Raw genomic sequence first — 20,775 nt, 5'->3', positions numbered from 1 at the left:
GCAAGTCGCACAGGCCAGTCCACCCGTACGTCCCACCCGCACCTCCCACCCCTACGTCCCCCGGCAGAACGGAGACCGACCATGCCGCTCACGGTCGGCGTGATAGGTCCCGAGGACCTGGTCCACAAAGTGGTCGCGGTCGGTGGCCGGGCCGGATCGGCCCGGCTGCTGCCGCTGCCGTACCGTCACGAGGACGAGACCACCGAGGTGGTGGCCCACGCGCGGTCGCGGGCGGACGCGCTGCTGTTCACCGGGGTCGTGCCGCACGCGCTGGCCGAGGCGGCGGGCGCGCTGGACCGGCCGGCGATGTACGTGCCGTACAACGGCGCCACGCTGCTGCGGGCGCTGGTGGAGCTGCTGCGGCTCGGGCACGACGTGTCGCGGGTGTCCATCGACACGCTGCGCCGTGACGAGGTGCTGGAGACGATGACCGAGGCCAAGCTGCCCACGGACCGGGTGCGGGTGCTGCCGTACCGGCCGGGGCTGACCTCCGAGGACATCGTCGACTTCCACCTGGAGGCGCGGGACGCGAAGAAGACCCGGGTGGCCATCACCTGTCTCGGCTCGGCGTTCCACGTGCTGGAGCAGCACACGCACGCGGTACGCCTGGCCCCCTCCCGGCACTCGATACTGGCGACCCTTCAGGCGCTGGTCCTGGCCACGGCCGGGCAGCACAGCGGGGACGCACAGGTGGCACTCGGCATCGTCGACCTGCCGGCCACGGGCACGGGCGCGGACGCGGACGCGCGGCTTTCGGAGGACATACGGGTGCTCGGCGGCAGCCTGGCCGAGCTGCCGGACGGGCGGCGGCTGGTGGTGACGACGCGCGGGGTGCTGGAGACGGTGACGGAGCAGTTCACCCGCATCCCGTTCCTGGAGGGCCTTGCGGCCCGCCACGGCACGGCGCACCTGGGCTTCGGTCTGGGGCGTACGGCGGCGGAGGCGGAGGCGCTCGCCCGACGGGCCGTCAACCGGGCCCGCTCGGTGGGTGCGGCGGCCGGCGTGGTGTCGATGGCGGACGACGTCGACATCGTCATCACCCCGGACCCGTCGGTGGAAACCGACCTCGCCGGGCCGCCGGAGAGCCCGGCGCTGCTGGCCCGCCGGGTCGGCCTGCACCCGCAGACCCTGGACCGGCTGCGGGAGCTGGCCGCGAAGGAGGGCGACGCGGGCATCACCGCCCATCGTGTCGCCGAGCACCTGTCCGTGCAGCAGCGCACGGCCCGCCGCATCCTCAAGCGTCTGGAGCGCGCGGGCATCGCCGTACCGACCGGCAGCCGTCAGGAAGGGCAGACCGGCCGCCCGCCCATCGTCTACCGCGTCCACCTGTAGCCCGGCCCTTACTGATTACGGCCCGGGCCGAAACCCCCCACTTGGCAGCCGCCGCGGCGGGAGCGCCGTCCGGCGGAGACGAAGGAGCTCGCGCGTGAAAATCGCCTCGTTCCACACCCGTGTCGTCCGTGCCCGTTACCGCCGCCCGTTCGCCATCAGCAGCGGCACCAGTCCCGATCTCGTCAGTCTCCTCGTGGAGGTGCGGACGACCGACGGGGCGTCGGGTTTCGGCGAGGCTTCGCCGATGACCGCGTACACCGGCGAGACGTTGGCCGGGCTGACCGCCGCTGTCGAGGAGCACGTCGGGCCGGCGCTCGTCGGGCGTGACCCGCGCGACCTGGCGGGTGCCCATACCGCGATGGACGCGGCCATCCGGGGCCAGCACCTGGCCAAGGCGGCGCTGGACCTGGCGCTGCACGACCTGGCGGCGCGGGCCGCCGGGTGGCCGGCGCACCTGCTGCTGGGCGGCGGGCGGGTGGCCGGGCCGGTGCCCACGACGTGGGTGGTGGGGCTGGGCACGCTCGACGAGATGGCGGAGGAGGCGGCCCGGTACGCGGCGGCCGGGTTCCGGCACATCAAGCTCAAGGGCGGGGAGGACCCGGCGCTCGACGTGGAGCTGGTGGCCGCCGTGCGCAAGGCGGTACCGGAGCCGGTGGAGCTGTCGCTGGACGCCAACGAGGGGTACGCGCCGGGTGAGGCCGCCCGTACGGTGGCCAAGCTGGCGGACGCCGGGCTGGACCTGGTGGAGCAGCCGCTGCCGCGCTGGGACCTGGAGGGACTGGCGGCGCTGCGGGCGCGGGGCGGCGTGCGGGTCATGGCGGACGAGTCGGTGCAGTCGGCGCACGACGCGCTGGAGGTGGTGCGCCGGGGCGCCGCCGACGTCCTCAACATCAAGATCCTGAAGGTGGGCGGGCTGTACCGGGCGCGGCAGGTGGCGGCGCTGGCGGAGACGGCGGGCCTCGCGGTGAAGGTGGGCACGATGCCCGAGCTGGGGGTGGCGACGCTGGCGGCCGCGCACCTGTCGGCGGCCCTGCCACACGCCACGGTTCCGCCGGATCTGGTGGGCCCGCTGCTGGTGGAGGAGGAGCCGCTGGCACCTGCGGCGTTCGCGGGGACGCCGGGGACGGGGCTGGTGGACCTGCCGGTCACGCCGGGGCTCGGGCACGGGCTGGGTGGGTGACGGGGCGCACGGGCAGTACCCCCGGCTGACGGCGCGCCTCCCCATGCGTATACAAATAAACCGACAATAGGACGAAGAGCACGGGGGCGGATCAGCACGGTGACGCACACATCCACGGCGAGCACGGCAAGCGGGGCGTCGACGGCCACTGCGGAAAGGGCGCCCCGGGCACGGCTGGTCAGCGTGGACGTGGCCCGCGCCATCGCGGTCTTCGCCATGTTCGCCGCGCACATCGGCCCGCCCGCGAAACCGGAGGGAGCGGGCCACCTGCTGGTGGCGTTCGACGGTCGAGCGCCCGCCATCTTCACGCTCATCGCGGGGCTCTCCCTGACCCTCTCGCGCGGCGGCACCCGGCCCCGGCCGCAGCCGGCCGGCGCACTGCGCTCGACTCTCGTCCGGTGCGTGGTGCTCGCGGCGCTCGGACTGGCGCTGACGGAGCTGCGGTCGGGGATCGCCGTCATCCTCACGTTCTTCGCGCTGTACTTCCTGGCCGCCGAGCCGCTCGCCAGGCTGGGCACCCGCGCCCTGACCGCGGTCGCGGCGGCGTCGGTGGTCCTCGGCCCGGTGCTGTCGTACGTGCTGGGGCCGTACTTCGGCTACCGGGTCACCGGCCGCGGGCGCTACCCCGGCTTCGAGGCCGTCACGAGCTGGTCCGGGTTCACCGACGCCCTGGACACGCTGCTGCTGTCCGGCGCGTACCCGTGGCTGACGTACTTCCCGTACGTCGTCGTCGGCATGGCCCTGGGGCGCCTGGTGGACCTGCGCCGAACCGGCGCCGCCCGCCGCCTCATCGGCTGGGGAGCGCTCACCACCCTCGCCGGGCACGGCCTGTCCGCGCTGGCCCTGGGACCGGGCGGCGGGCGCGAGGCGCTGCTGCGGGCGATCGCCGGGAGCCACGCGTACGCGGTCAACGCCCCCGACCCCGTCCAGGCCGTGCTCGCCCGGCAGGCGGGCGCCATCCCGAGCACCTCGTGGGCCTGGCTGCTGGTCGACGGGCCCTACAGCCAGACCCCGTTCGAGACCGTCGCCAACATCGGCGCGAGCCTGCTGCTGCTGGGCCTCGCCGTCGCCGCCTGCCGCAGCGGGGCGGTCGAAACGCTGCTGCGCCCGCTGGCCGTCGTCGGCACGATGGGCCTTTCGGTGTACGCCGTCCACGTCATCGCCCGCGCCGAACTGCACCCGCACCACGGCTGGCCGGCGCTGGGCGCCTTCTGCGGGGTCTCGCTCGTGGCCTGTGCCGTCTGGGCGTTCGTCTTCCGCGGCACGCCGCTGCGGCGCGGGCCGCTGGAGTGGGCCCTGCACGCGATGATGCCGAAGGCCAAGGCGTCTTAAGCCCGCTGGGCACAGCCGCCGATCGCCTCGTCCACCACGGTGGACGGGGCGATTTTCGTTTTTCCCGTCCCGCGAACCCTGTATCCACCGCGCCTCGACCGGGATCTGAGCTGGCAGTGCTGGAACGAAGGACGGAGGAGCCGGTGGCGACACGCATGGCCGTGGGAGTGGATCTCGTGTCGGTGTCCCGGGTGGACCGGCTGCTGGCCGACAACCCCGCGGCGGAGCAGGACATCTTCACCCCGCGCGAGGTCGGCTACTGCGCCGGCAAGCGCAACCGCACGGCCCATCTGGCGGCCCGGTTCGCGGCCAAGGAAGCCGTGCTGAAGGCGCTGGGAACCGGTCTCGGGCCGGGGATGCGGTGGACGGACGTGGAGGTGGTGAACACGCCCCTCGGAGCGCCCCGGGTGCGGCTGAGCGGCGGGGCCGCCGAGCGGGCGGCCCACGTGGGCGCCTCCTCCGCCGAGATCTCGCTGTCGCACAGCGGGGACTACGCCATCGCCCACGCCGTGATGTTCCTCCGGACCGCCACCGGCCCGGACGACGCGTCCGCCGACGACGCCTCCACGGACCACGCCTCCACGGACGAAGGATGACGATGCGTTTCCACCTGATCGACCGAATCGACGCCTGGGAGGCGGGGCGCACGATCAGCGCCCGCAAGCTGACCTCCCTGCTGGAGGACCACTGGCGGGACGAGGGCGCCGGACCGCAGATGCCCGCGCCCCTGGTGCTGGAGGCACTGTGCCAGGCCGGCACCTGGCTGATCATCGCCACCACCGGGGTGCGGCGGCGCGCCGCGCTGCTGTCCGTGGACGGCATCTCCTTCCACGGGCCGGTGCGCCCCGGGGACGTACTGAAGCTGGAGGGAACGGTCGAGTCCCTGAGCGAGGGGACCGCCGTCCTGTCCGGAGTCGCCTCGGTGGACGGCCGGACCGTGATGGAGGCCGAGGCCGTGATGTGCGCGCTGCTGCCGGCGGAGGACCTGGAGGAGCCCGGGGACACCCGGCGCATGCTCGACCGGCTCCTGCGGGTTCCGGTGACGGGCGGCCGCCGATGAGGAGGGTCGCGATCACCGGGGTCGGCGCGGTCACGCCGCTGGGCACCAACGCGGCGGACACCTGGCGGGGCCTGGCCGAGGGCCGCAGCGGGGTGAGCCGGCTGGAGACCTTCGACGCCTCCACCTTCCCGGTCCGTATCGCCGGTCAGGTCAAGGGCTTCGACCCGGCGTCGGCGGGCACGGCCCGACAGCGGCGCCACCTGTCCCGGGCGGCGCAGTTCGCCCTCGCCGCCGCCCGCGAGGCGCTCGCGGACGCGGGCGGCGGCTGGGAGGAGCTCGACCCCTACGACCGGGGCGCGGCCGTGGCCGGTACGGTCGGCAGGCCTCGGTTGCAGGAACTGGTCGACATGTCCCACCAGTTGAGCGTCAGCGACTTCCACGACCTGTACCGGCAGGCACCCGGTGACGTGCTGCTGCGCAACCAGAACGTCGGGGTCACCGCCGTGGCCCGGGCGGGCGGCTGCCAGGGCCCGGTGATCAGCGTCAGCACCGCGTGCGCGGGCGCGGCGCACGCCATCGGCGAGGCGTACCGGCGCATCCAGGACGGCGAGTGCGCCCTGATGCTCGCGGGCGGGTTCGACGCCCTGACGACCTGGATGGACGTCCTGGGCTTCTCGCTGCTCGGCGCGGTCACCGACCGCTGGAACGACGAACCCGAGCGGGCCTCCCGCCCGTTCGACGCGGAGCGTTCCGGGTTCGTGCTGGGCGAGGGCGCGGTGATCGCCGTGCTGGAGGACTGGGACTCCGCGGTGGCCCGGGGCGCCCGTATCCACGCCGAACTGGTGGGCTACGGCTCGACGTTGAACGCGTACCGGATCACCGATTCGCCGCCGGACGGCGGGGGCGCCATCTCCGCGATGCGTGACGCGCTGGCGGAGTCGGGGCTCGGGGCGGACGGCATCGACTACATCGCCGCGCACGGGACGGGGACGCCGGGCAACGACGCGAGCGAGACGGTCGCCATCAAGGAGGTCTTCGGCCCGCACGCCCGCACGCTGTGCACCAGCTCGCCCAAGTCCATGACGGGCCACCTCACCTCGGCCGCCGCGGGCGTCAACCTCATCGCCGCGCTGGGCGCGATCCGCGAGGGGCTCGTGCCGCCGACCATCAACCTCGACCACCCCGATCCGAAGCTCGACCTCGACTACGTACCGAACACGGCGGTGCGCCGGCCGGTGCGCGCGGCCATGGTCAACGCGTTCGCGTTCGGTGGTACCAACGCCTGCTTCGTCGTCCGGTCCGCGTCCGCTTCCACTTCCACGGACGCCGCCGACGACGCCGCCGAGAGAAGGGCCGCATGACCGCACTCGACAAGATCCTGCACCTGACGCCGGGCAAGCGTGCCGTGGCCGTCCGCAATGTCACCGGCACCCTGCCGGTGTTCGACACCCACTTCCCCCGGTTCCCGGTGCTGCCCGGCGTCCTGATCCTCGACGACATCGTCAGGACGGCCCGGCTCGCCGCTCCCGGCGCGCCTTCCGGCACCGTCTGGGCGCTGGCGGACGTGCGGCGCGTGCGCTACCGGCACTTCGCCGAGCCCGGCGACCAACTGGAGATCACCGTGGACGTCACGGAGGCCACCGAGACCTCCGTCACCGCCAAGGCCAGTGTCCGTGTGGCGGGGCGGGACATCACCACCGTGCGGCAACTGCGGCTGGAGCCGTCCGGCGGCGGCCGGGGGGCGTCATGAGGCGGGTCGCCGTCACCGGCATCGGTGTCCTGACCGCCTTGGGCGAGGGCCGGGACGAGACGTGGAAGGGGCTGCTGGAGGGGCGCACCGGCATCGGCCCGATCCGTGCGTACGACGCGTCCTCGCTGCGTACGCGGATCGCCGCCGAGCTGCCGGACTTCCGCGCCACGCGCTACGCGCACCGCAGGTCGCTGCGGATGACGACCCGTAACGACCAGCTCGCCATCGCGGGCGCCGCGCTGGCCGTCGAGGACGCCGGGCTGGACCTGGACGGCGCGGGCCAGGACCCGGAGCGCGCGGCGGTGTTCGTGGGCGGCAACAAGGAGATCTCCAACCCCGAACACCTGCTGACCGGCAGCCTGGCGGCCCGCCGCGAGGACGGCACCGCGGACGTCCGGCAGCTCGGCGAGCGGGCGTCCTCGGCGTTCTACCCGCTGTACTTCGTGGAGGGCCTCCAGTCCGGGTCGCTGTTCCACCTCAGCCACGCCCATGGGTTCAAGGGGGCCAACTCCTACTTCCACGGCACCGCCGACGCCGGTGCGACGGCGATCGCGCGCGGCTTCCGGTCGATCCGCTCCGGCGAGTCGGACGTGGTGATCGCCGGGGGCTTCGACGACGCCTCGTCGTGGTGGGTGATGTCGAAGATGGACGGCCTGGGGGTGCTCACCACCGACAACGACCGGGGTGCCGGGGCCTTCCGCCCGTACGACCGGGAGCGCGGCGGGTCCGTGCTCGGCGAGGGCGCCGCCTTCCTCGTCCTGGAGGAGTGGGAGTCGGCGCGGCGCCGGGGGGCGCGGGTGTACGCGGAGATCCGCGGCGCCGGCACGACCCAGGACCCCGACCTGGTCTCCCCCAGCGAGGACGGCGGGCCGCTGGCGGCCGCCGTGCGGCGGGCGCTGCGCGAGGCGTCCGTGGCGGCGGACGAGGTCGACTACGTGGCCACGCACGGCTGTGCCACGCGGCTCGGGGACCTGACCGAGGCGCGGGCGCTGACCTCGGTGTTCGGCCGGGAGTCGGGCGTGGTGGCGAGCAGCGTCAAGCCGGCGACCGGGCATCTGGTCGCGGGGGCGGGCGCGTTGAACGCGGCCGTGTGCGCGATGGCGATCGACGGTTCCGCCGTGCCGCCGACGCTGCACCTGGAGCGGACCGATCCCGGCTGCGCGGGCATCGACTGGGTCCCGCGTCAGGCACGGGAGTTGCGGGTGCGCACCAGTGTGGCGCTGGCCCGCGGGCTGGAGGGCCAGCAGGTGGCGCTGGTGCTGAGCGCGCCGGCGGTTGCGGCGCAGAGGGGGGCATGATCATGGACAGGGAACGAGGAACGGCCGAGGGCGTGACCGTGGTGGGCGTCGGCGCGATCACCGCGCTGGGCCCGACGGCCGGGCACCTCTGGGAGGGCGCGCGCGAGGGCCGGGTCGCCATCGAACCGGTGCAGGCGCTGTCGATGGAGGGGCTCTCCACCAAGCTGGGCGGCGAGGTCACGGACCCGGTGGAGCCGAGGCGTGCGTACCGCAGGCCGGAGGGCTTCCGGGAGCGGGCGATCGACCTGGCCCTGGTGGCGGCCGAGGAGGCGATGGCGGCCCTGCCCGGGGGGCTGGTGGCGGCGGAACGGTTCGGCGTGGTGCTGGGCACGTGCAACGCCGGTCTGCTCTCGGGCCGGGAGTGGCTGCGGGCCGGGGAGGCCGGTCAGGCCCCGGCGCCCGAACTGGCGTCGCTGGTCACACCGCAGGCGCTGGCCGAGTCGGTGGGCGCGGCGTTCCGGTTGCGCGGCCCGGTGCTCGCGGTCAACACGGCGTGCGCGTCGGGTGCCAACGCGATCGGGCTCGCCGCCGACCTGCTGCGCCGGGGGCGGGTGGACGCGGTGCTGGCCGGTGGCAGCGACGCCTTCTCCGACGTCGTCTTCGCCGGCTTCCACGCCTTGCAGTCACTGTCGCCGGAGCCGGCGGCGCCCTACTGCGCGACGCGGCAGGGCCTGTCGCTGGGCGAGGGCAGCGGCATGGTGGTGCTGGTACGCGCCGGGTTCGCGCGGGAGCACGGGCTGACGGGGCTCGCCGACATCGCGGGCTACGGGCTGTCCGCCGACGGGTTCCACGCCACGGCACCGCACCCGGAGGGCAAGGGCGCCGCCCGGGCCATCGAGGCGGCGCTGCGGCACTCGGGCGTGGCCGCCGAACGGATCGGGTACGTCAACGGGCACGGTACGGGAACGCCGAAGAACGACCCGGCCGAGTCCCGGGCGATCACCCTGGCGCTGGGCGCGGAGCAGGCCGCCCGTACGTCGGTCTCCAGCACCAAGTCGATGGTCGGCCACCTGCTGGGCGCCGCCGGGGCCGCGGAGGCCATCGTGACGGCGTACGCGCTGGCCGAGCGGACGGCGCCGCCCACCGCGTCCTTCACCACGCCCGACCCGGACTGCCCGCTGGACTACGTCCCGGGCGTGGCACGGCCGCTGTCCACGGGCGCGGCCCTGTCCAACAACTTCGCCTTCGGCGGGGCCAACGCCGCGCTCGTGCTGACCCGGAGCGAGGACGGTCACCGTCCGCCGCTGCCGGACACCGACCGCGTGGTGGTCACCGGTATCGGGCTGCTCAGCCCGGCGGGCGGGTCGGCGGCCGAGGCGTGGTCGGCGTACGAGCGTGGCGAGAGCCCCGTCGAGTGGACGGGCGGGATGCCGCTGGGCCGGATCGACTTCGACCCCGAGCCGTACCTGACGAAGCGACAGCGACGGCGGATGGACCGGCTCGGGCAGCTCGGCGTGGCCGCCACCGTGAAGGCGCTGACGGACGCGGGCATCGCGCCGGGCAGCGCGGAGGCGGAAGCGGTCGGCATCGTCTTCGGCACCGGGACCGGGCCCATGGAGGCCATGGAGCGGTTCACCGTCCCGCTGCTCGCCGAGGGGCCGGCCGCCGCCGACCCGGCGGTGTTCCCCAACACGGTCTACAACCAGGCGGCCGGCCAGATCGCCATCCACCTGGGCCTGCGCGGCCCCACGTCCACCCTTTCGGTGGGCCACGCCACCGGCGCGGCCGCGCTCGCCTACACCGCCGACCTGCTGGCGGCCGGGCACGCCGACACCCTGGTGTGCACCGTCACGGACGCCCTCACCGAGCAGGTGGCCCGGGCGTACGCCACCGTGGGCGCCGCCTCGACCCGGGCGCCGGGCGAGCCGGCCGACAGCAGGTTCACCCTCGCCGAGGGCAGCGTGGCCGTCGTACTGGAACGGCGGTCCCACGCGGTGGCGCGCGGTGCCCGCATCCTGGGCGAGGTCCTGGGGCACGGCATGGCGTCGGACGCGAGCCGCGCCCGGCTGTGGGACCCGCGCGGCCGGGGCCTGGAGCGCGCGATGCGGGCGGCCCTGGACGACGCGGGCCTGGCCCCGGAGGGTCTCGGCGCGGTCTGGCTCGCCTCGGCCGGGCTGCGGGCGGCCGACGCCGCCGAGGCGGAGGCGGTACGGCGGCTGTTCGGCGCCTGCCCGGTGCCGCCCGCCCTGCACGCGCCGAAGACCGTGCTCGGTGAGCCCATGGGCACGGGCGGGGCGCTGAGCCTGGCGCTGGCCCTGCACCACGGCGGTGCCGGGGACCACGGCGGCTCCGGTGACCTCGGCGGTGCCGGGGACCGGCCGGTCCTGCTCAACAGCTCCTCCCTGGGCGGCAGTCACGTGTCGCTGGCGGTGCGCCGCGCCGCCGAGGAGGGCTCTCGTACATCCCACGTCACCCCGACAGGAGAGACCCGATGACGCTCGAAGGACAGGTAGCCCTGGTGACCGGCGGTTCCCGGGGCATCGGTGCCGCCGTGTGCCGCCGCCTGGCCGCCGACGGTGCCGCCGTCGCCATCAACTACCGCAGCTCGGAAGGGGCGGCCAAGGAGCTGGCCCACGAGATCGAGGCGGCCGGCGGCCGGGCCCTGGCCGTGCCCGGCGACGTCGCCGACGCGGCACAGGCGGAGCAGATGGTGCGCCTGGTCACCGAGGGCCTCGGAGGGCTGGACATCCTGGTCAACAACGCCGGGGTCGCCCAGGACGCGCTGATCTACAACATGGGCATGGACGACTGGCTGGACGTCATGCGGGTCAACTTCGGCGGGGTGTTCCACTGCACCAAGGCCGTCATGCCCCACTTCATGGCCAAGGGCAGCGGTGTCATCGTCAACGTCTCGTCGGTGATGGGCGAACGCGGCTGGATCGGCGAGTCCAACTACGCCGCCTCCAAGGGCGCCGTCAACGCCTTCACCCGCTGCTGCGCCATGGAGTCGGCGCGGTTCGGCATCCGGGTCAACGCCGTCCTGCCGGGCTTCGCGCCCACCGACCTGGTGGCGGGCCTGACGGAGGGCGAGACGGGCCGCTCGATCAAGAAGCAGATCCCCATGCGGCGGTTCGGGGAGGTCGGCCAGATCGCCGAGGTGGTGCGCTTCCTGAGCGGGCCCGAGTCCTCGTACATGACCGGCTCCCTGGTCAATGTGGACGGCGGCGCGATGACCGCGCTGGGGCTCGGCCGCCCGTGAGCGACCGCCCCGGCGCGGGGTGTATCCACGGCCCCGCCCGGCGGATCTCAACCATGACAGCGGGCCGGCGCCGCCCGCACTCCCCCACAGCACTTCCCTTTCAACCGGCTTCGTTTCAACCGGCTCTGTGCCCGGCTCAATCTGGAGGACATTTCATGGACCGCACCACCATCGTCGACGCCGTGAACGACGCCGTCATCGACGCCCTCGGCGTGGAGCAGGAGGAGGTCACGCCGGACGCCACCCTGCTGGACGACCTGGGGGCCGAGTCGATCGACCTGCTCGACATCCTCTTCCGCCTGGAGCGCTCGCTCGGCATCAAGATCCAGGCGGCGGAGCTGGCCGCGTACGTCCAGGGCGGCATCCCGGACGAGGAGTTCGGCGACGAGAACGAGATCGTGTCGGCCGTGGGCCTCGCCCAGCTCAAGAAGGTCATGCCGCAGATCGACGTCGACGCCCTGACCGGCACGCTGCGGGCGACGAAGGTCATGGGCCTGTTCACGGTGGACAACCTGGTCGCCCTCGTCGCGCACCGCGCGGGTCTCGGTGCCGCCGAGACCGCCGGCGCGGCCGCGTGAGGACGACGCCCGTGACCGCGATACACATCATCGGCACCGGTGGCTACCAGCCCGGTGAGCCCATCTCCACCGAGGAGATCGCGCGCCTCGTCGGCCCGCTGCCCGACGAGGTGCGCGAGGGCCTCTCCATCGAGCGCCGCTTCTGGATGATCGACCCCGCGACGGGCGAACACCGCGAGAACAACTCGGACATGGCCTACAAGGCGGCCGTGCGCGCCCTGGACTCGGCGGGGCTGGAGCCGGGCGACGTGGACCTGCTCGTCCTGGCCACCGGCACCCCGGACTTCCCGCTGCCGCCGCTGGTGAACCTGGTCCAGGAGCGGCTCGGCCTGGTGCGGTGCGCCACGCTGGAGCTGCGCTCCGGTGGGGCGGGCGTCGTCCAGGGCATGGACATCGCCCGGATGTACCTGGCGTCGGGCGTCTACCGGACTGCCCTGGTGATCGGCAGCGAGGCCATCTCGCCCGTGCTGGCACCGGTGTTCCTCGGCAAGGACCCGGACAAGATCCGGATGCGGGACCGTATGCCGGTGTACATGTTCGGCGACGGCGCCGGGGCGATCGTGCTGCGGGCCGAGGAGGGCGCCACGTCGGGCGGGCTGCTGGGCGCCTCGATGGAGGCGATCGGCGGGGACCGCAAGCCGGGCATCCACTCGGTGGGCGGCGGTACGCACGCGCCGATCCACGAGCAGCTCAAGGCCAAGCGGCTGGTCGACCTCAAGGTCGACGTGGTCGGGGCGGGCGACTTCACCCCGGTGATGGTCACCGAGGCGATCAGCAGCACGCTGCGGCGCAGCGGCGTGGCCGTCGACACCGTCGACCTGTGCCTGGTCCCGGAGGGGAACGTGGGCTGGATGCTGGACTCCCTCCAGGAGCTGGGCCTGGACACCGCCGACTGGAAGGCCCTGGACGGCAAGATCATCGACAGCCTCTCCACCATGGGCGCCGTCGGCTGCGCCGCGGTTCCGCTGTTCCTCGACGACGCCTGGCGCAGCGGCCGCGTCCGGCCGGGCGACCGGCTGATGCTGGTGGGCGTCGAGTCCACCAAGTGGATCTACGCCGGTGCGGTCGTGGACTGGACCGCGCCCACTCCGGCCAAGGGGTAAGGAGCCGGTCATGACGTCCCATCAGCCGGCTCCGGTCGCGGAAGTCGGTACCGGGCGGTTCCGGCAGGCCATGGGGCGCTTCCTCACCGGCGTCGCGGTGGTCACCTCGGCGGGCCCGCACGGACCGCACGGCACCACGGTCAGCTCGCTGGCCTCCGTCTCGCTCGACCCGCCCATGCTGCTGGTGTGCCTGAGCCGGCACTCGTACGGGGCCGAAGTGATCCGCGCCGCCGGGACGTTCACGGTGAACGTCCTGGGGCGGGACCAGTCGGAGCTGGCGGGCTGGTTCGCCACGCCGGGCAGGCCGCGCGGCGCCGCGGGCTTCGCGGGGGTCGCGCACCGGACGGGCAGCACGGGAGCGCCGGTGCTCGCCGGGGCGGTGTCGCACCTGGACTGCCGGGTGGCCCAGCGGGTACCGGCGGGCGATCACACCATCTTCATCGGCGAGGTGGCGGAGGTCGGCCTCGCCGACAGCGCGGACCCCCTCGCCTACCACCAAGGGCAGTTCCTGCACCTGCCGTGAGCTCCTCCGGGGCGCGCGAGGGGCCGGCGCGGAGTTCGCGCCGGCCCCTCGCGCCACCTCGGCGGCCCTCGACGACACCTCGACGACACCTCGACGATGACGATCCTTCAGGGGAGTGACCATGAACGACATCGCCTTTCTCTTTCCCGGCCAGGGCTCCCAGCGGCCCGGCATGGGCCGGGATCTGGTGGCGCGCCACCCGGAACTGCTCGACAGGTACTACCGGCCCGCCGACGACCTGCTGGGCTTCGAGCTGTCGAAACTCTGCTTCGAGGGCTCGGCCGAGGAGCTGCTGCCCACCGAGATCACCCAGCCCGCGGTGTTCCTCACCAGCATCGCCGTGCTGGACGTACTGCGCGGCCACGGCGTCACCCCGTCGGTCGCCGCGGGCCACAGCCTGGGCGAGTACACCGCGCTGGTCTGCGCCGGGGTGCTGGAATGGACGGACGCCCTGCGGCTGGTACGCAGGCGGGGCGAGCTGATGGCGCGGGTCAACGAGCGTACGCCCGGCGCCATGGCCGCCGTGATCGGCCTGTCGGCCGCCCAGGTGGAGGACCTCTGCGCACGGACGCGGGAGCGCACCGGCGCCGTGGTGGAGATCGCCAACTACAACGATCCGTCGCAGCAGGTGGTCTCCGGGGAGCGGGACGCGGTACGCGAGGTGGCCTCGGCCGCCAAGCTGCTCGGTGCCGAGCGGACCGTCACTCTGAACGTGGGGGCGCCCTTCCACTGCCGCCTGATGGCCGAGCTGGAGGAGGCGTTCACCGCCGAGCTGGACACGGTCGGCTTCCGGGACCCGAGGCTTCCGGTGATGGCCAACGTGACGGCGTCCGCCGTGCGTACCGGCGCGGAGGCCCGGGACTGCCTGCGCCGCCAGCTCGCCGGGGCGGTCCGCTGGGAGGAGACGCTGCGCGCCATCGCGGACCTCGGTGTGACGACCTTCGTCGAGGCCGGCCCCGGGCGCGTACTGGGCGGGTTCTGCCGCAACACGCTTCCCGACGCCGCGTGTCACCCCGCCGGTGAGGCGCGGCGCATCGACCGGTTCCTCAATTCCCGGCGGGGGCCGGGCAGTACACCGGCCGAATGACAATCTCCGCAGCCGCAGAAGAAAGCCGCGTCCCGCGAACGGGCCTACTCATCGGTATTGCCGTTCGCGGGACTTTCACTTACGCTGCGTCTAGTTAAGCGGCGAACTATGTGATGGGGGTGCGGAAAAAGTGGAAGAGAGCGACATGGAAGCCCTGACCAAGCTTGCCGATGCCGTCGGACAGCCTTCCCCCGCAGCGGTCGAGAAGGCCAAGGCACTCTTTCCGTTTATCGCCCAGGAATCCGAGCTGCGGGAAGCCGGGACGGACGACCGGGAACCGGTCGCCGTTTCGGAGTGCGGAAAGCCGGAATCACACGGCTGACCGAATCACATGCCGACCGGTCAACCGATCACACCGGCTGACCGGCTCGCACGGCTGCCCGGATCATTCGGCCGACGGGATCACACGGCCGAGGAGCGCAGCCCGGCGCTGCTCTCCAGGGCGTACGCCCGCAGTCCCATCTTCTTGATGGCTTCGAACAGCACCCTGGCCTGTTCCGAGCGGTCCGCCTCACGCTCCAGGGCCCGCTCCAGGTGCTTGAGGCAGCGGGCGCGGATCGGCCCGATGGAGCCGCGCGCCATGCCCAGCGTGGCGCTCACCTCGTCGTACGACATCGGCGGGTCGGCCACCAGCAGGCCCAGCAGCGCCTGGCATTTGGGCGAGAGCGAGCAGAAGGCGTGCAGTACCTCGTCACGCCGCTCCTTCGCGAGCGCCGACTCCTCCGGCTGGTTCGCCGACGGCTCGGGCCGGTCGAACACCTCGGGGTCCTCGATCGGTGTGCTGCGGCCGCCCTTCTGGATGTGCTTGAGGCTCTCGCGGCGGGCCGCCACCGAGATCCAGTGGGCGAGCTTCTCCGGGTCCCGCAGTTGCCCCAGGTGCTGGATGACCCTGAGCCAGGTGACCTGGCTGACGTCCTCGCAGTCCGCCGGGCCGAGCCGGTGGCCGCGCGCTATCGCCCATATCAGCGGGGTATAGCGGTCGACGATCCTGTTCCAGCTCTCCTGATTGCCGGCCAGGCACTCGTCGACAAGCCTATGCAAAGGTACAGCTTCCACGTACATCCCCCGATAGTTATGTGGAACGTGTGCTTCCTTGTTCTTCTCGCCTGCGGTGACTCCCCGTTCTGTCACCTTTGATCGCAAGGCCCCCTGAGAAGCGCTTGACGGTGGCTCAATAACCACTGTCCTGACTGCTACAGGTGTTAACTATACGGTGCTGCTCCGGCGTTGTGTCAACGGCCGAAATGGCTCCTTACAACTGCCTATGCCGGAGGTCCGGTTGCGCCGTCGCGCAACCGGACCTCCGGCGGTTTCGCATTTCTAGAAGGCGGCCGCGCCTCCGGATTCCGCCGTGGCTCGGCTGTAGGGACACCCGGCGGCCGGTTCCGGTTCCACCGCGGGCACCGGGGGCGCCGGCGGTGGCGGAACCTCGCCACGGGCCGTCACCGGCCGCAGCGTCATCCTCATGCCGTACTTGGCCCGCAGGGAGATGTCCGGCTGCATGACCACCGGATGGCCGGGGACCATGTCCAGGTGGAAGCGCTGGAGGATCGACGCCACCACGATCGTCAGCTCCATGGTGGCGAAGGCCAGCCCCACGCAGTTGCGCGGCCCGGCGACGTAGGGGACGTAGGCGTACCGGGGCCGTCCGGCCGAGCGCTCGCGCGTGAACCGCTCCGGGTCGAAGCCCTCGGGGTTGTCCCAGAAGGCCGGGTTGCGGTGCGTGATGTACGTGCTCAGCAGCAGGAAGGAGCCGGCCGGGATGTCGTAACCGCCGAGCACGTCGTCCTCCAGCGGCATGCGCGCCACCTGCCAGAGCGGCGGGTAGAGCCGCAGCGCCTCCTGGATGAACATCTTGAGGTACTTGAGCTGCGGCAGGTCCTCCTTGGCCGGTGGCCGGTCCCCCAGCACGGCGAGGACCTCCGCGCGGGCGCGTTCCGTCTCGGCGGGGTGGGTGGACAGCAGGTGGCAGATCCACGACAGGGTGGCCGCCACCGTCTCGTGCCCGGCGATGAACAGCGTCATCACCTGGTCGCGGAGCTGCTCGTCCGTCATCAGGTGACCCGTCTCCGGGTCCGGGGTGCGCATCAGCGTGGACAGCAGGTCCTCGTCGTCCACCGCCTCCGCGCCCTCCGCCGGGCGCCGGCGGCGTTCGGCGATCAGCCGGTACACCGTGTCGTCCAGCAGCTCGCGCGCCTGCCGGAAGCGGCGGTTGCGCGGGGTCGGCACCCGTTCCGGGATGTCGGCGACGGCGATGAGCTTGCTGTTGAGGTGCTCGAGCTGGGCCCCCACCGCCCGGCCCAGTTCGAGCGCGTCCCGGGACCAGTCGGCCCGGAACAGGCAGCGGGCCAGGATCTCCAGGGTGAGGCTCTGCATCTCGGTCCGGGCGTCGATCACCTCCCCGTACCGCGCGACCCGCTCCCACCGGTCCAGCATCCGCGCCGCGCTGTCCACCATGACGCCGGCGAACCGCTCCAGCGGCTCCTTGCGGAAGGTTGGCGCGACGGTGCGCCGCTGCGCCTGCCACACCTCGCCCTCCGTGGTGACCAGCCCCTGGCCGACCGAGACGCTCACCTTGCGGTTGAAGTCGTCGGGGTGGGGGTAGTTGGCGAAGTTGTCCACCAGGATGTGCTTGAGGTCGTCGGGGTGGGTGACCAGCACCACCGGCACCGGGCCACGGAAGCGCACCAGGTCGCCGTGGTCCCGCCACGCCTTGACGAACGTCCGCAGCGGGTCGCGGCGGAAGTCGAGCGCCGAGCCCAGCAGGGGCAGCCCGCGCGGCCCCGGCGGCTGCCGCCTCCCGGCGGCGCGACGGCCCCGCATCACCGGGCTCCTTCCGCCACGCCCTTGACGTGCTCCAGACGCATCGGCATGCCCCCGCGCGGGTAGAGGAAGACGTTCGACGTCGGCTCGCACACGTGACCGCCCGCCAGCGTCAGCCGGTACGCCTGGAGGATCCTGGCGATCACCAGGGGGGCCTCCAGGACGGCCACCGAGGAGCCGGGGCACAGCCGGGGACCGCGCGAGAAGGGGACGTACGCGTAGAGCGGCGCGCCACCGGTGGCGCTCTTCTCGAACCGTTCGGGCCTGAAGCCCTCCGGGTTCTCCCAGAACTTCGGGTGGCGGTGCATCAGGTAAGGGCTGATGAAGACCTGGGAGCCGGCCGGGATGTGGTAGCCGCCGATCTCGTCGTCCTCCAGCGGGCTGCGCGACATCGTCCACACGGACGGGTAGAGGCGCAGCACCTCCGAGTAGAAGGCCTTGAGGTAGCGCAGCTTGGGCAGGTCCGCCGCGACCGGCTCCCGGTCCCCGCACACCTCGGCGATCTCCGCCCGGGCCCGGCGCTCGGACTCCGGGTGCCGGGACATCAGGGAGAACGCCCACACCAGGGACAGCGCCGTGGTCTCGTAGCCGCCGAGGAACATGGTGACGACCTCGTCCCGCAACTGCTTGTCGGACATCCGCTCGCCGGTCTGCTCGTCCTGGGCGTGCAGGAAGCGGGTCAGCAGGTCGTCCGGGGCGTCCTTGTCCCGGCGCCGCTCCTCGATGAGCCCGTACACGAAGGAGTCCAGGGTGTCCCGGGCCCTCAGGAAGCGGGTGCGGGCCCGGCTGGGCAGCGACTGGGGCAGTTCGACGAACCGCTGGAGGCGCACATTGGTGTACGCGTTGCAGATCCGCACGGCGCGGGCCAGCTCCCCCGCCCGGTCGCTCACGTCGGTGCTGAACAGCGTCCGCATGACGATGGTGAGCGCGAGCCGGAACATCTCGGGGGTGATGTCGAAGGTCTCCTCGCGGGTGGCCTTCGGGCGCCAGTCCCGTACGAGGTCGTTGGTGGCGTCGACCATCGCGGGCGCGAAGCCGGAGATCCGCGACCCCTTGAAGGCGGGCTGGGCGAGCCTGCGCTGACGGAAGTGGAAGTCGCCGTTGCTGGTGAACAGGCCCTGGCCGACCCAGGGTTCGAACTTGCCGACCGACAGCGGGTCCTTCGGGTAGTTGGACTGCCGGACGTCGAGGACGTGCTTGATGTGGTCGGGGTGGACGATCAGGAACAGGGTGCGCTTGCCGGGCAGGCGGAAGCGGACGATGTCGCCGTACTCGCGCCAGGCCCGGGTGAAGGTGCCGACCAGGTCGCGGACGAGGTCGGGGCCGCAGCCGACCACCGGATAGCCCTGTGGGCCCGGGGCCTGGCGGACGCGGCCGCTCATGGTGAGACTCATGGTGGTGCCTCGCTCTGCTGGTGGCCGGCCGTCAGCGGTTGCGGATTTTGTGCCTGGCGACGTGGAGGATGTTGCCGAAGGTGAGCTTGAGGATGGTGCCGGGCCCGCTGCCGGGCTCGGGCGCCATGCCGACCTGCTCGACCATGGAGGCGGTGCTCTCCTCGTGCCACAGCTCGGCGAACTTGCCGTCGCGTACGAGGTGGAAGTCCAGGCCCGTCATCGTCATCCGGCGACCGGTGCCGGGGAAGCCGTACAGCTCCCCGCGGAAGGTGCCCGTGGCGGTCCAGCGGTCGATCACCTTGTCGCCCATGACGACCACGTCGTCCAGGAAGAACCGCAGGTCGGGGAAGGCGTCGTGCATGAGCTGCACGGCGGCGCGGTGACCGGCCGGGCCCTGCGGGCAGCCGGGCAGCGGCATGTGGTCCACCCAGTCGGTGGCCAGCAGCTCGCGCTCGGTGGCGGCGTCGTTCTTGTCCCAGACGTCCTCGATGTAGCGGCGGGCCATCTCGTGGTACGTCTTGTCGAGCGAGCCGTCGACGTTGGCGTGTGCCCGGGTGTCGATGTGTGCGGGGCGCGACATCATCGGTCCTTTCGGTTGCGGTGTGGGTATCGGCGTGCGTGGTCGGTCACAGCTCCGGGCCCACGTCGGTGACCCCGGCGGCGCGGAGGATCTCCTGGGCGGTATGGCTGCCGGAGACGATCACCCTCAGGGCGCTGGCCGCCTGTGCCCAGTGGCCGGACAGGTAGAGCCCCTCGATGGGGGTGCGGTAGGTCAGGCGCTTGCTGCCGGCCTGCGCGGGGGTGTTCTCCCAGCCGTACGCCGCGCCCCGGTGGTTGCCCGTGTAGCGCTCCAGCGTCAGGGGGGTCGCGCTGGACACGAAGGTGAGTCCGTCCCTGAACCCGGGGTAGAGCCGCTCGATCAGGTCGAGGTACTTCTCCTCCAGCTTGGGCTTCAGCTCCGGCCACGGCTCGGGACCCTCGTACGGGGCCAGTGCCGTGGAGGTGACCAGGTGCTCCCCGGGCGGGCCGAGGCTCGGGTCGAGGAGCGTCGGCACGACCACCACCGTGGCCGGGGCCTCGCCGCCGGAGAAGCCGGCGAAGGTGCGGTCGTGGTCGTGGCTGTCGTAGATGAAGGTCTCGTGCGCCCCGCCCGCCGCGGCGATGTCGAGGGTCGTCGCGGCGTACACCACGAACATCGACATGGAGCCCTTGAGCGAGCGGAGCCTGCGGTTGTACGCCTTCGGCAGGTGCTCCAGGCCCACCAGGTCCTGGAAGGTGTGCGTGGCGTCCGCGTTGGAGATGACGACCGGCGCCCGCAGCTCCTGGCCGCCGGCCAGGACCACGCCCTCGGTGCGGCCGTCGCGGACCAGGATGCGCTCCACCGGGGAGTTGGTGACGACCTTGCCGCCGTGGCGTTCGATCGCCGTGGTGAAGGCCGCGACCAGGTGCTGGAAGCCGCCCTTGCAGTGGTACAGGCCGTGCATCTGGGTGAACAGGAAGCGGGCGAACAGCTCGAAGGACAACTGCGAGGGCGGCAGCCCCATGTACGGCCACCCGGCGGTGCAGAACGCCTTGCAGCGCGGGTCCTTGATGTACCGGTCGAGCACCTCGCCGAGCGTGGACATCCGGTGCCCGAACAGGGTGGGGAACCGTTCCACCGCCTCGCCGAGCTCCTTCGGCGAGAGCTGCACCGGCACTTGGTGGGCCTCGGCGAGGAACCGCTCGCACAGCCCGAAGAAGCCCCGGATGCCCTCCGTCTCGTGCGGGAAGAGCCGGACGTGCGACTCGATGAACGCCTCGGCACCGAACGGCGCGTCCAGGACGTCGTCGTCGATGACCACCCGGTACAGGGCGTCGGACTCGACGAAGTCGCACATCTCCCGGACGCCGAGGTAGCGCAGCAGGACGTCGATGGTGCCGCCCTCGGCCGCGCCCGGCACGACGTGGATGGCCGGGTCGTAGTAGCGGTCACCGGCCCGGAAGGCGTGGGCGTACCCGCCGATCCCGGCGGCGCGCTCCGCGACGAGGACCCGCCGGCCGAACTTCGCCAGGTAGGCGGCCGCCGCCAGACCGCCGAGGCCGCTGCCGACGACGATGACGTCGAGGTCGGTGTCGGTGGGCGTGTCGGTGGCGGGAGGTTCTGTCATCGGCATGGGCTCTCCAGAGGATCGAGGTG

General features: G+C 72.7%; 20 protein-coding genes. 15 read left to right on the top strand and 5 right to left on the bottom strand.

Translation table 11 applies throughout. The features are described from left to right. Positions 1-81: 81 nt before the first annotated feature. The 15 genes from AB0J57_RS21225 (at position 82) to AB0J57_RS21155 (ending at position 14,704) form a co-directional block, all read left to right on the top strand. Positions 82-1,332: a hypothetical protein gene (locus AB0J57_RS21225; protein ID WP_366129797.1), complete on the top strand. Its 1,251-nt coding sequence runs from the start codon at positions 82-84 to the stop codon at positions 1,330-1,332. A gap of 94 nt (positions 1,333-1,426) precedes the next feature. Then, a complete protein-coding gene (locus AB0J57_RS21220) occupies positions 1,427-2,512 on the top strand; it encodes an enolase C-terminal domain-like protein (protein ID WP_366129796.1) in 1,086 nt (361 codons plus the stop codon). A 99-nt stretch (positions 2,513-2,611) separates the two neighbouring features. Next, positions 2,612-3,844 carry a heparan-alpha-glucosaminide N-acetyltransferase domain-containing protein gene (locus tag AB0J57_RS21215; RefSeq protein WP_366129795.1) on the top strand — a complete coding sequence of 411 codons (1,233 nt, stop codon included), beginning with the start codon at positions 2,612-2,614 and terminating at the stop codon, positions 3,842-3,844. A 143-nt stretch (positions 3,845-3,987) separates the two neighbouring features. Then, on the top strand, positions 3,988-4,440 hold the full coding sequence (gene acpS / locus AB0J57_RS21210) for a holo-ACP synthase (protein ID WP_366129794.1): 453 nt from the start codon (positions 3,988-3,990) through the stop codon (positions 4,438-4,440). Beyond that, a complete protein-coding gene (locus AB0J57_RS21205; RefSeq protein ID WP_366129793.1) occupies positions 4,437-4,904 on the top strand; it encodes a hotdog domain-containing protein in 468 nt (155 codons plus the stop codon). The genes acpS and AB0J57_RS21205 overlap by 4 nt, the downstream gene beginning before the upstream one ends. Beyond that, on the top strand, positions 4,901-6,205 hold the full coding sequence (locus AB0J57_RS21200) for a beta-ketoacyl-[acyl-carrier-protein] synthase family protein (RefSeq protein WP_366129792.1): 1,305 nt from the start codon (positions 4,901-4,903) through the stop codon (positions 6,203-6,205). The genes AB0J57_RS21205 and AB0J57_RS21200 overlap by 4 nt, the downstream gene beginning before the upstream one ends. Continuing rightward, positions 6,202-6,594 carry a hydroxymyristoyl-ACP dehydratase gene (locus AB0J57_RS21195; protein ID WP_366129791.1) on the top strand — a complete coding sequence of 131 codons (393 nt, stop codon included), beginning with the start codon at positions 6,202-6,204 and terminating at the stop codon, positions 6,592-6,594. Before AB0J57_RS21200 ends, AB0J57_RS21195 begins: the two co-directional genes overlap by 4 nt. Further along, the gene (locus tag AB0J57_RS21190) at positions 6,591-7,892 is read left to right on the top strand and encodes a beta-ketoacyl-[acyl-carrier-protein] synthase family protein (protein ID WP_366129790.1); all 1,302 of its coding nucleotides are present in this window, start codon (positions 6,591-6,593) and stop codon (positions 7,890-7,892) included. Before AB0J57_RS21195 ends, AB0J57_RS21190 begins: the two co-directional genes overlap by 4 nt. Positions 7,893-7,894: 2 nt before the next feature. After that, positions 7,895-10,327, top strand: coding sequence for a beta-ketoacyl-[acyl-carrier-protein] synthase family protein (locus AB0J57_RS21185; RefSeq protein WP_366129789.1), 2,433 nt, complete (start codon positions 7,895-7,897; stop codon positions 10,325-10,327). Beyond that, positions 10,324-11,091 carry a 3-oxoacyl-ACP reductase family protein gene (locus tag AB0J57_RS21180; protein WP_366129788.1) on the top strand — a complete coding sequence of 256 codons (768 nt, stop codon included), beginning with the start codon at positions 10,324-10,326 and terminating at the stop codon, positions 11,089-11,091. The genes AB0J57_RS21185 and AB0J57_RS21180 overlap by 4 nt, the downstream gene beginning before the upstream one ends. A 155-nt stretch (positions 11,092-11,246) precedes the next feature. Beyond that, positions 11,247-11,669, top strand: coding sequence for an acyl carrier protein (locus tag AB0J57_RS21175; RefSeq protein WP_366129787.1), 423 nt, complete (start codon positions 11,247-11,249; stop codon positions 11,667-11,669). A gap of 11 nt (positions 11,670-11,680) precedes the next feature. Further along, positions 11,681-12,772: a 3-oxoacyl-ACP synthase III family protein gene (locus tag AB0J57_RS21170; protein ID WP_366129786.1), complete on the top strand. Its 1,092-nt coding sequence runs from the start codon at positions 11,681-11,683 to the stop codon at positions 12,770-12,772. A 10-nt stretch (positions 12,773-12,782) separates the two neighbouring features. Then, positions 12,783-13,295, top strand: coding sequence for a flavin reductase family protein (locus AB0J57_RS21165; protein ID WP_366129785.1), 513 nt, complete (start codon positions 12,783-12,785; stop codon positions 13,293-13,295). A 121-nt stretch (positions 13,296-13,416) separates the two neighbouring features. Further along, positions 13,417-14,382 carry an ACP S-malonyltransferase gene (gene fabD, locus AB0J57_RS21160; protein WP_366129784.1) on the top strand — a complete coding sequence of 322 codons (966 nt, stop codon included), beginning with the start codon at positions 13,417-13,419 and terminating at the stop codon, positions 14,380-14,382. Between the two features lie 145 nt (positions 14,383-14,527). Continuing rightward, a complete protein-coding gene (locus AB0J57_RS21155) occupies positions 14,528-14,704 on the top strand; it encodes a hypothetical protein (protein WP_366129783.1) in 177 nt (58 codons plus the stop codon). A gap of 80 nt (positions 14,705-14,784) precedes the next feature. Here AB0J57_RS21155 and AB0J57_RS21150 read toward each other — a convergent pair whose 3' ends face one another. The 5 genes from AB0J57_RS21150 to AB0J57_RS21130 form a co-directional block, all read right to left on the bottom strand. Beyond that, positions 14,785-15,423, bottom strand: a complete 639-nt coding sequence (locus tag AB0J57_RS21150) for a sigma-70 family RNA polymerase sigma factor (RefSeq protein ID WP_366129782.1) — start codon at positions 15,421-15,423, stop codon at positions 14,785-14,787. A gap of 279 nt (positions 15,424-15,702) precedes the next feature. Beyond that, positions 15,703-17,205 (bottom strand): cytochrome P450, encoded by a 1,503-nt coding sequence (locus AB0J57_RS21145; protein WP_366129781.1) that lies wholly within the window; start codon positions 17,203-17,205, stop codon positions 15,703-15,705. Continuing rightward, positions 17,205-18,599 carry a cytochrome P450 gene (locus tag AB0J57_RS21140; RefSeq protein WP_366129780.1) on the bottom strand — a complete coding sequence of 465 codons (1,395 nt, stop codon included), beginning with the start codon at positions 18,597-18,599 and terminating at the stop codon, positions 17,205-17,207. Before AB0J57_RS21140 ends, AB0J57_RS21145 begins: the two co-directional genes overlap by 1 nt. A gap of 31 nt (positions 18,600-18,630) precedes the next feature. Beyond that, complete coding sequence (locus tag AB0J57_RS21135; protein ID WP_366129779.1) at positions 18,631-19,179, bottom strand: ester cyclase; 549 nt, start codon at positions 19,177-19,179, stop codon at positions 18,631-18,633. 46 nt (positions 19,180-19,225) lie between these two features. After that, entirely contained in the window at positions 19,226-20,746 is a 1,521-nt protein-coding gene (locus tag AB0J57_RS21130; protein WP_366129778.1) for an NAD(P)/FAD-dependent oxidoreductase, read from the bottom strand. Between the last annotated feature and the right edge of the window lie 29 nt (positions 20,747-20,775).

Source organism: Streptomyces sp. NPDC049837, assembly GCF_040674455.1.
Lineage (GTDB): Bacteria > Actinomycetota > Actinomycetes > Streptomycetales > Streptomycetaceae > Streptomyces.
Note: the sequence above shows the minus strand (reverse complement) of the source record. Positions and strands in the feature narration are given on the sequence as shown.

What these genes read in the sequence shown, in the direction of transcription:
- AB0J57_RS21225 (WP_366129797.1), top strand. Translation starts at nt 82, where the DNA reads ATGCCGCTCACGGTCGGCGTGATAGGTCCCGAGGACCTGGTCCACAAA.
- AB0J57_RS21205 (WP_366129793.1), top strand. Translation starts at nt 4,437, where the DNA reads ATGACGATGCGTTTCCACCTGATCGACCGAATCGACGCCTGGGAGGCG.
- AB0J57_RS21200 (WP_366129792.1), top strand. Translation starts at nt 4,901, where the DNA reads ATGAGGAGGGTCGCGATCACCGGGGTCGGCGCGGTCACGCCGCTGGGC.
- AB0J57_RS21195 (WP_366129791.1), top strand. Translation starts at nt 6,202, where the DNA reads ATGACCGCACTCGACAAGATCCTGCACCTGACGCCGGGCAAGCGTGCC.
- AB0J57_RS21190 (WP_366129790.1), top strand. Translation starts at nt 6,591, where the DNA reads ATGAGGCGGGTCGCCGTCACCGGCATCGGTGTCCTGACCGCCTTGGGC.
- AB0J57_RS21185 (WP_366129789.1), top strand. Translation starts at nt 7,895, where the DNA reads ATGGACAGGGAACGAGGAACGGCCGAGGGCGTGACCGTGGTGGGCGTC.
- AB0J57_RS21180 (WP_366129788.1), top strand. Translation starts at nt 10,324, where the DNA reads ATGACGCTCGAAGGACAGGTAGCCCTGGTGACCGGCGGTTCCCGGGGC.
- AB0J57_RS21175 (WP_366129787.1), top strand. Translation starts at nt 11,247, where the DNA reads ATGGACCGCACCACCATCGTCGACGCCGTGAACGACGCCGTCATCGAC.
- AB0J57_RS21165 (WP_366129785.1), top strand. Translation starts at nt 12,783, where the DNA reads ATGACGTCCCATCAGCCGGCTCCGGTCGCGGAAGTCGGTACCGGGCGG.
- fabD (WP_366129784.1), top strand. Translation starts at nt 13,417, where the DNA reads ATGAACGACATCGCCTTTCTCTTTCCCGGCCAGGGCTCCCAGCGGCCC.
- AB0J57_RS21155 (WP_366129783.1), top strand. Translation starts at nt 14,528, where the DNA reads ATGGAAGCCCTGACCAAGCTTGCCGATGCCGTCGGACAGCCTTCCCCC.
- AB0J57_RS21145 (WP_366129781.1), bottom strand. Translation starts at nt 17,205, where the DNA reads ATGCGGGGCCGTCGCGCCGCCGGGAGGCGGCAGCCGCCGGGGCCGCGC.
- AB0J57_RS21140 (WP_366129780.1), bottom strand. Translation starts at nt 18,599, where the DNA reads ATGAGTCTCACCATGAGCGGCCGCGTCCGCCAGGCCCCGGGCCCACAG.
- AB0J57_RS21135 (WP_366129779.1), bottom strand. Translation starts at nt 19,179, where the DNA reads ATGTCGCGCCCCGCACACATCGACACCCGGGCACACGCCAACGTCGAC.
- AB0J57_RS21130 (WP_366129778.1), bottom strand. Translation starts at nt 20,746, where the DNA reads ATGACAGAACCTCCCGCCACCGACACGCCCACCGACACCGACCTCGAC.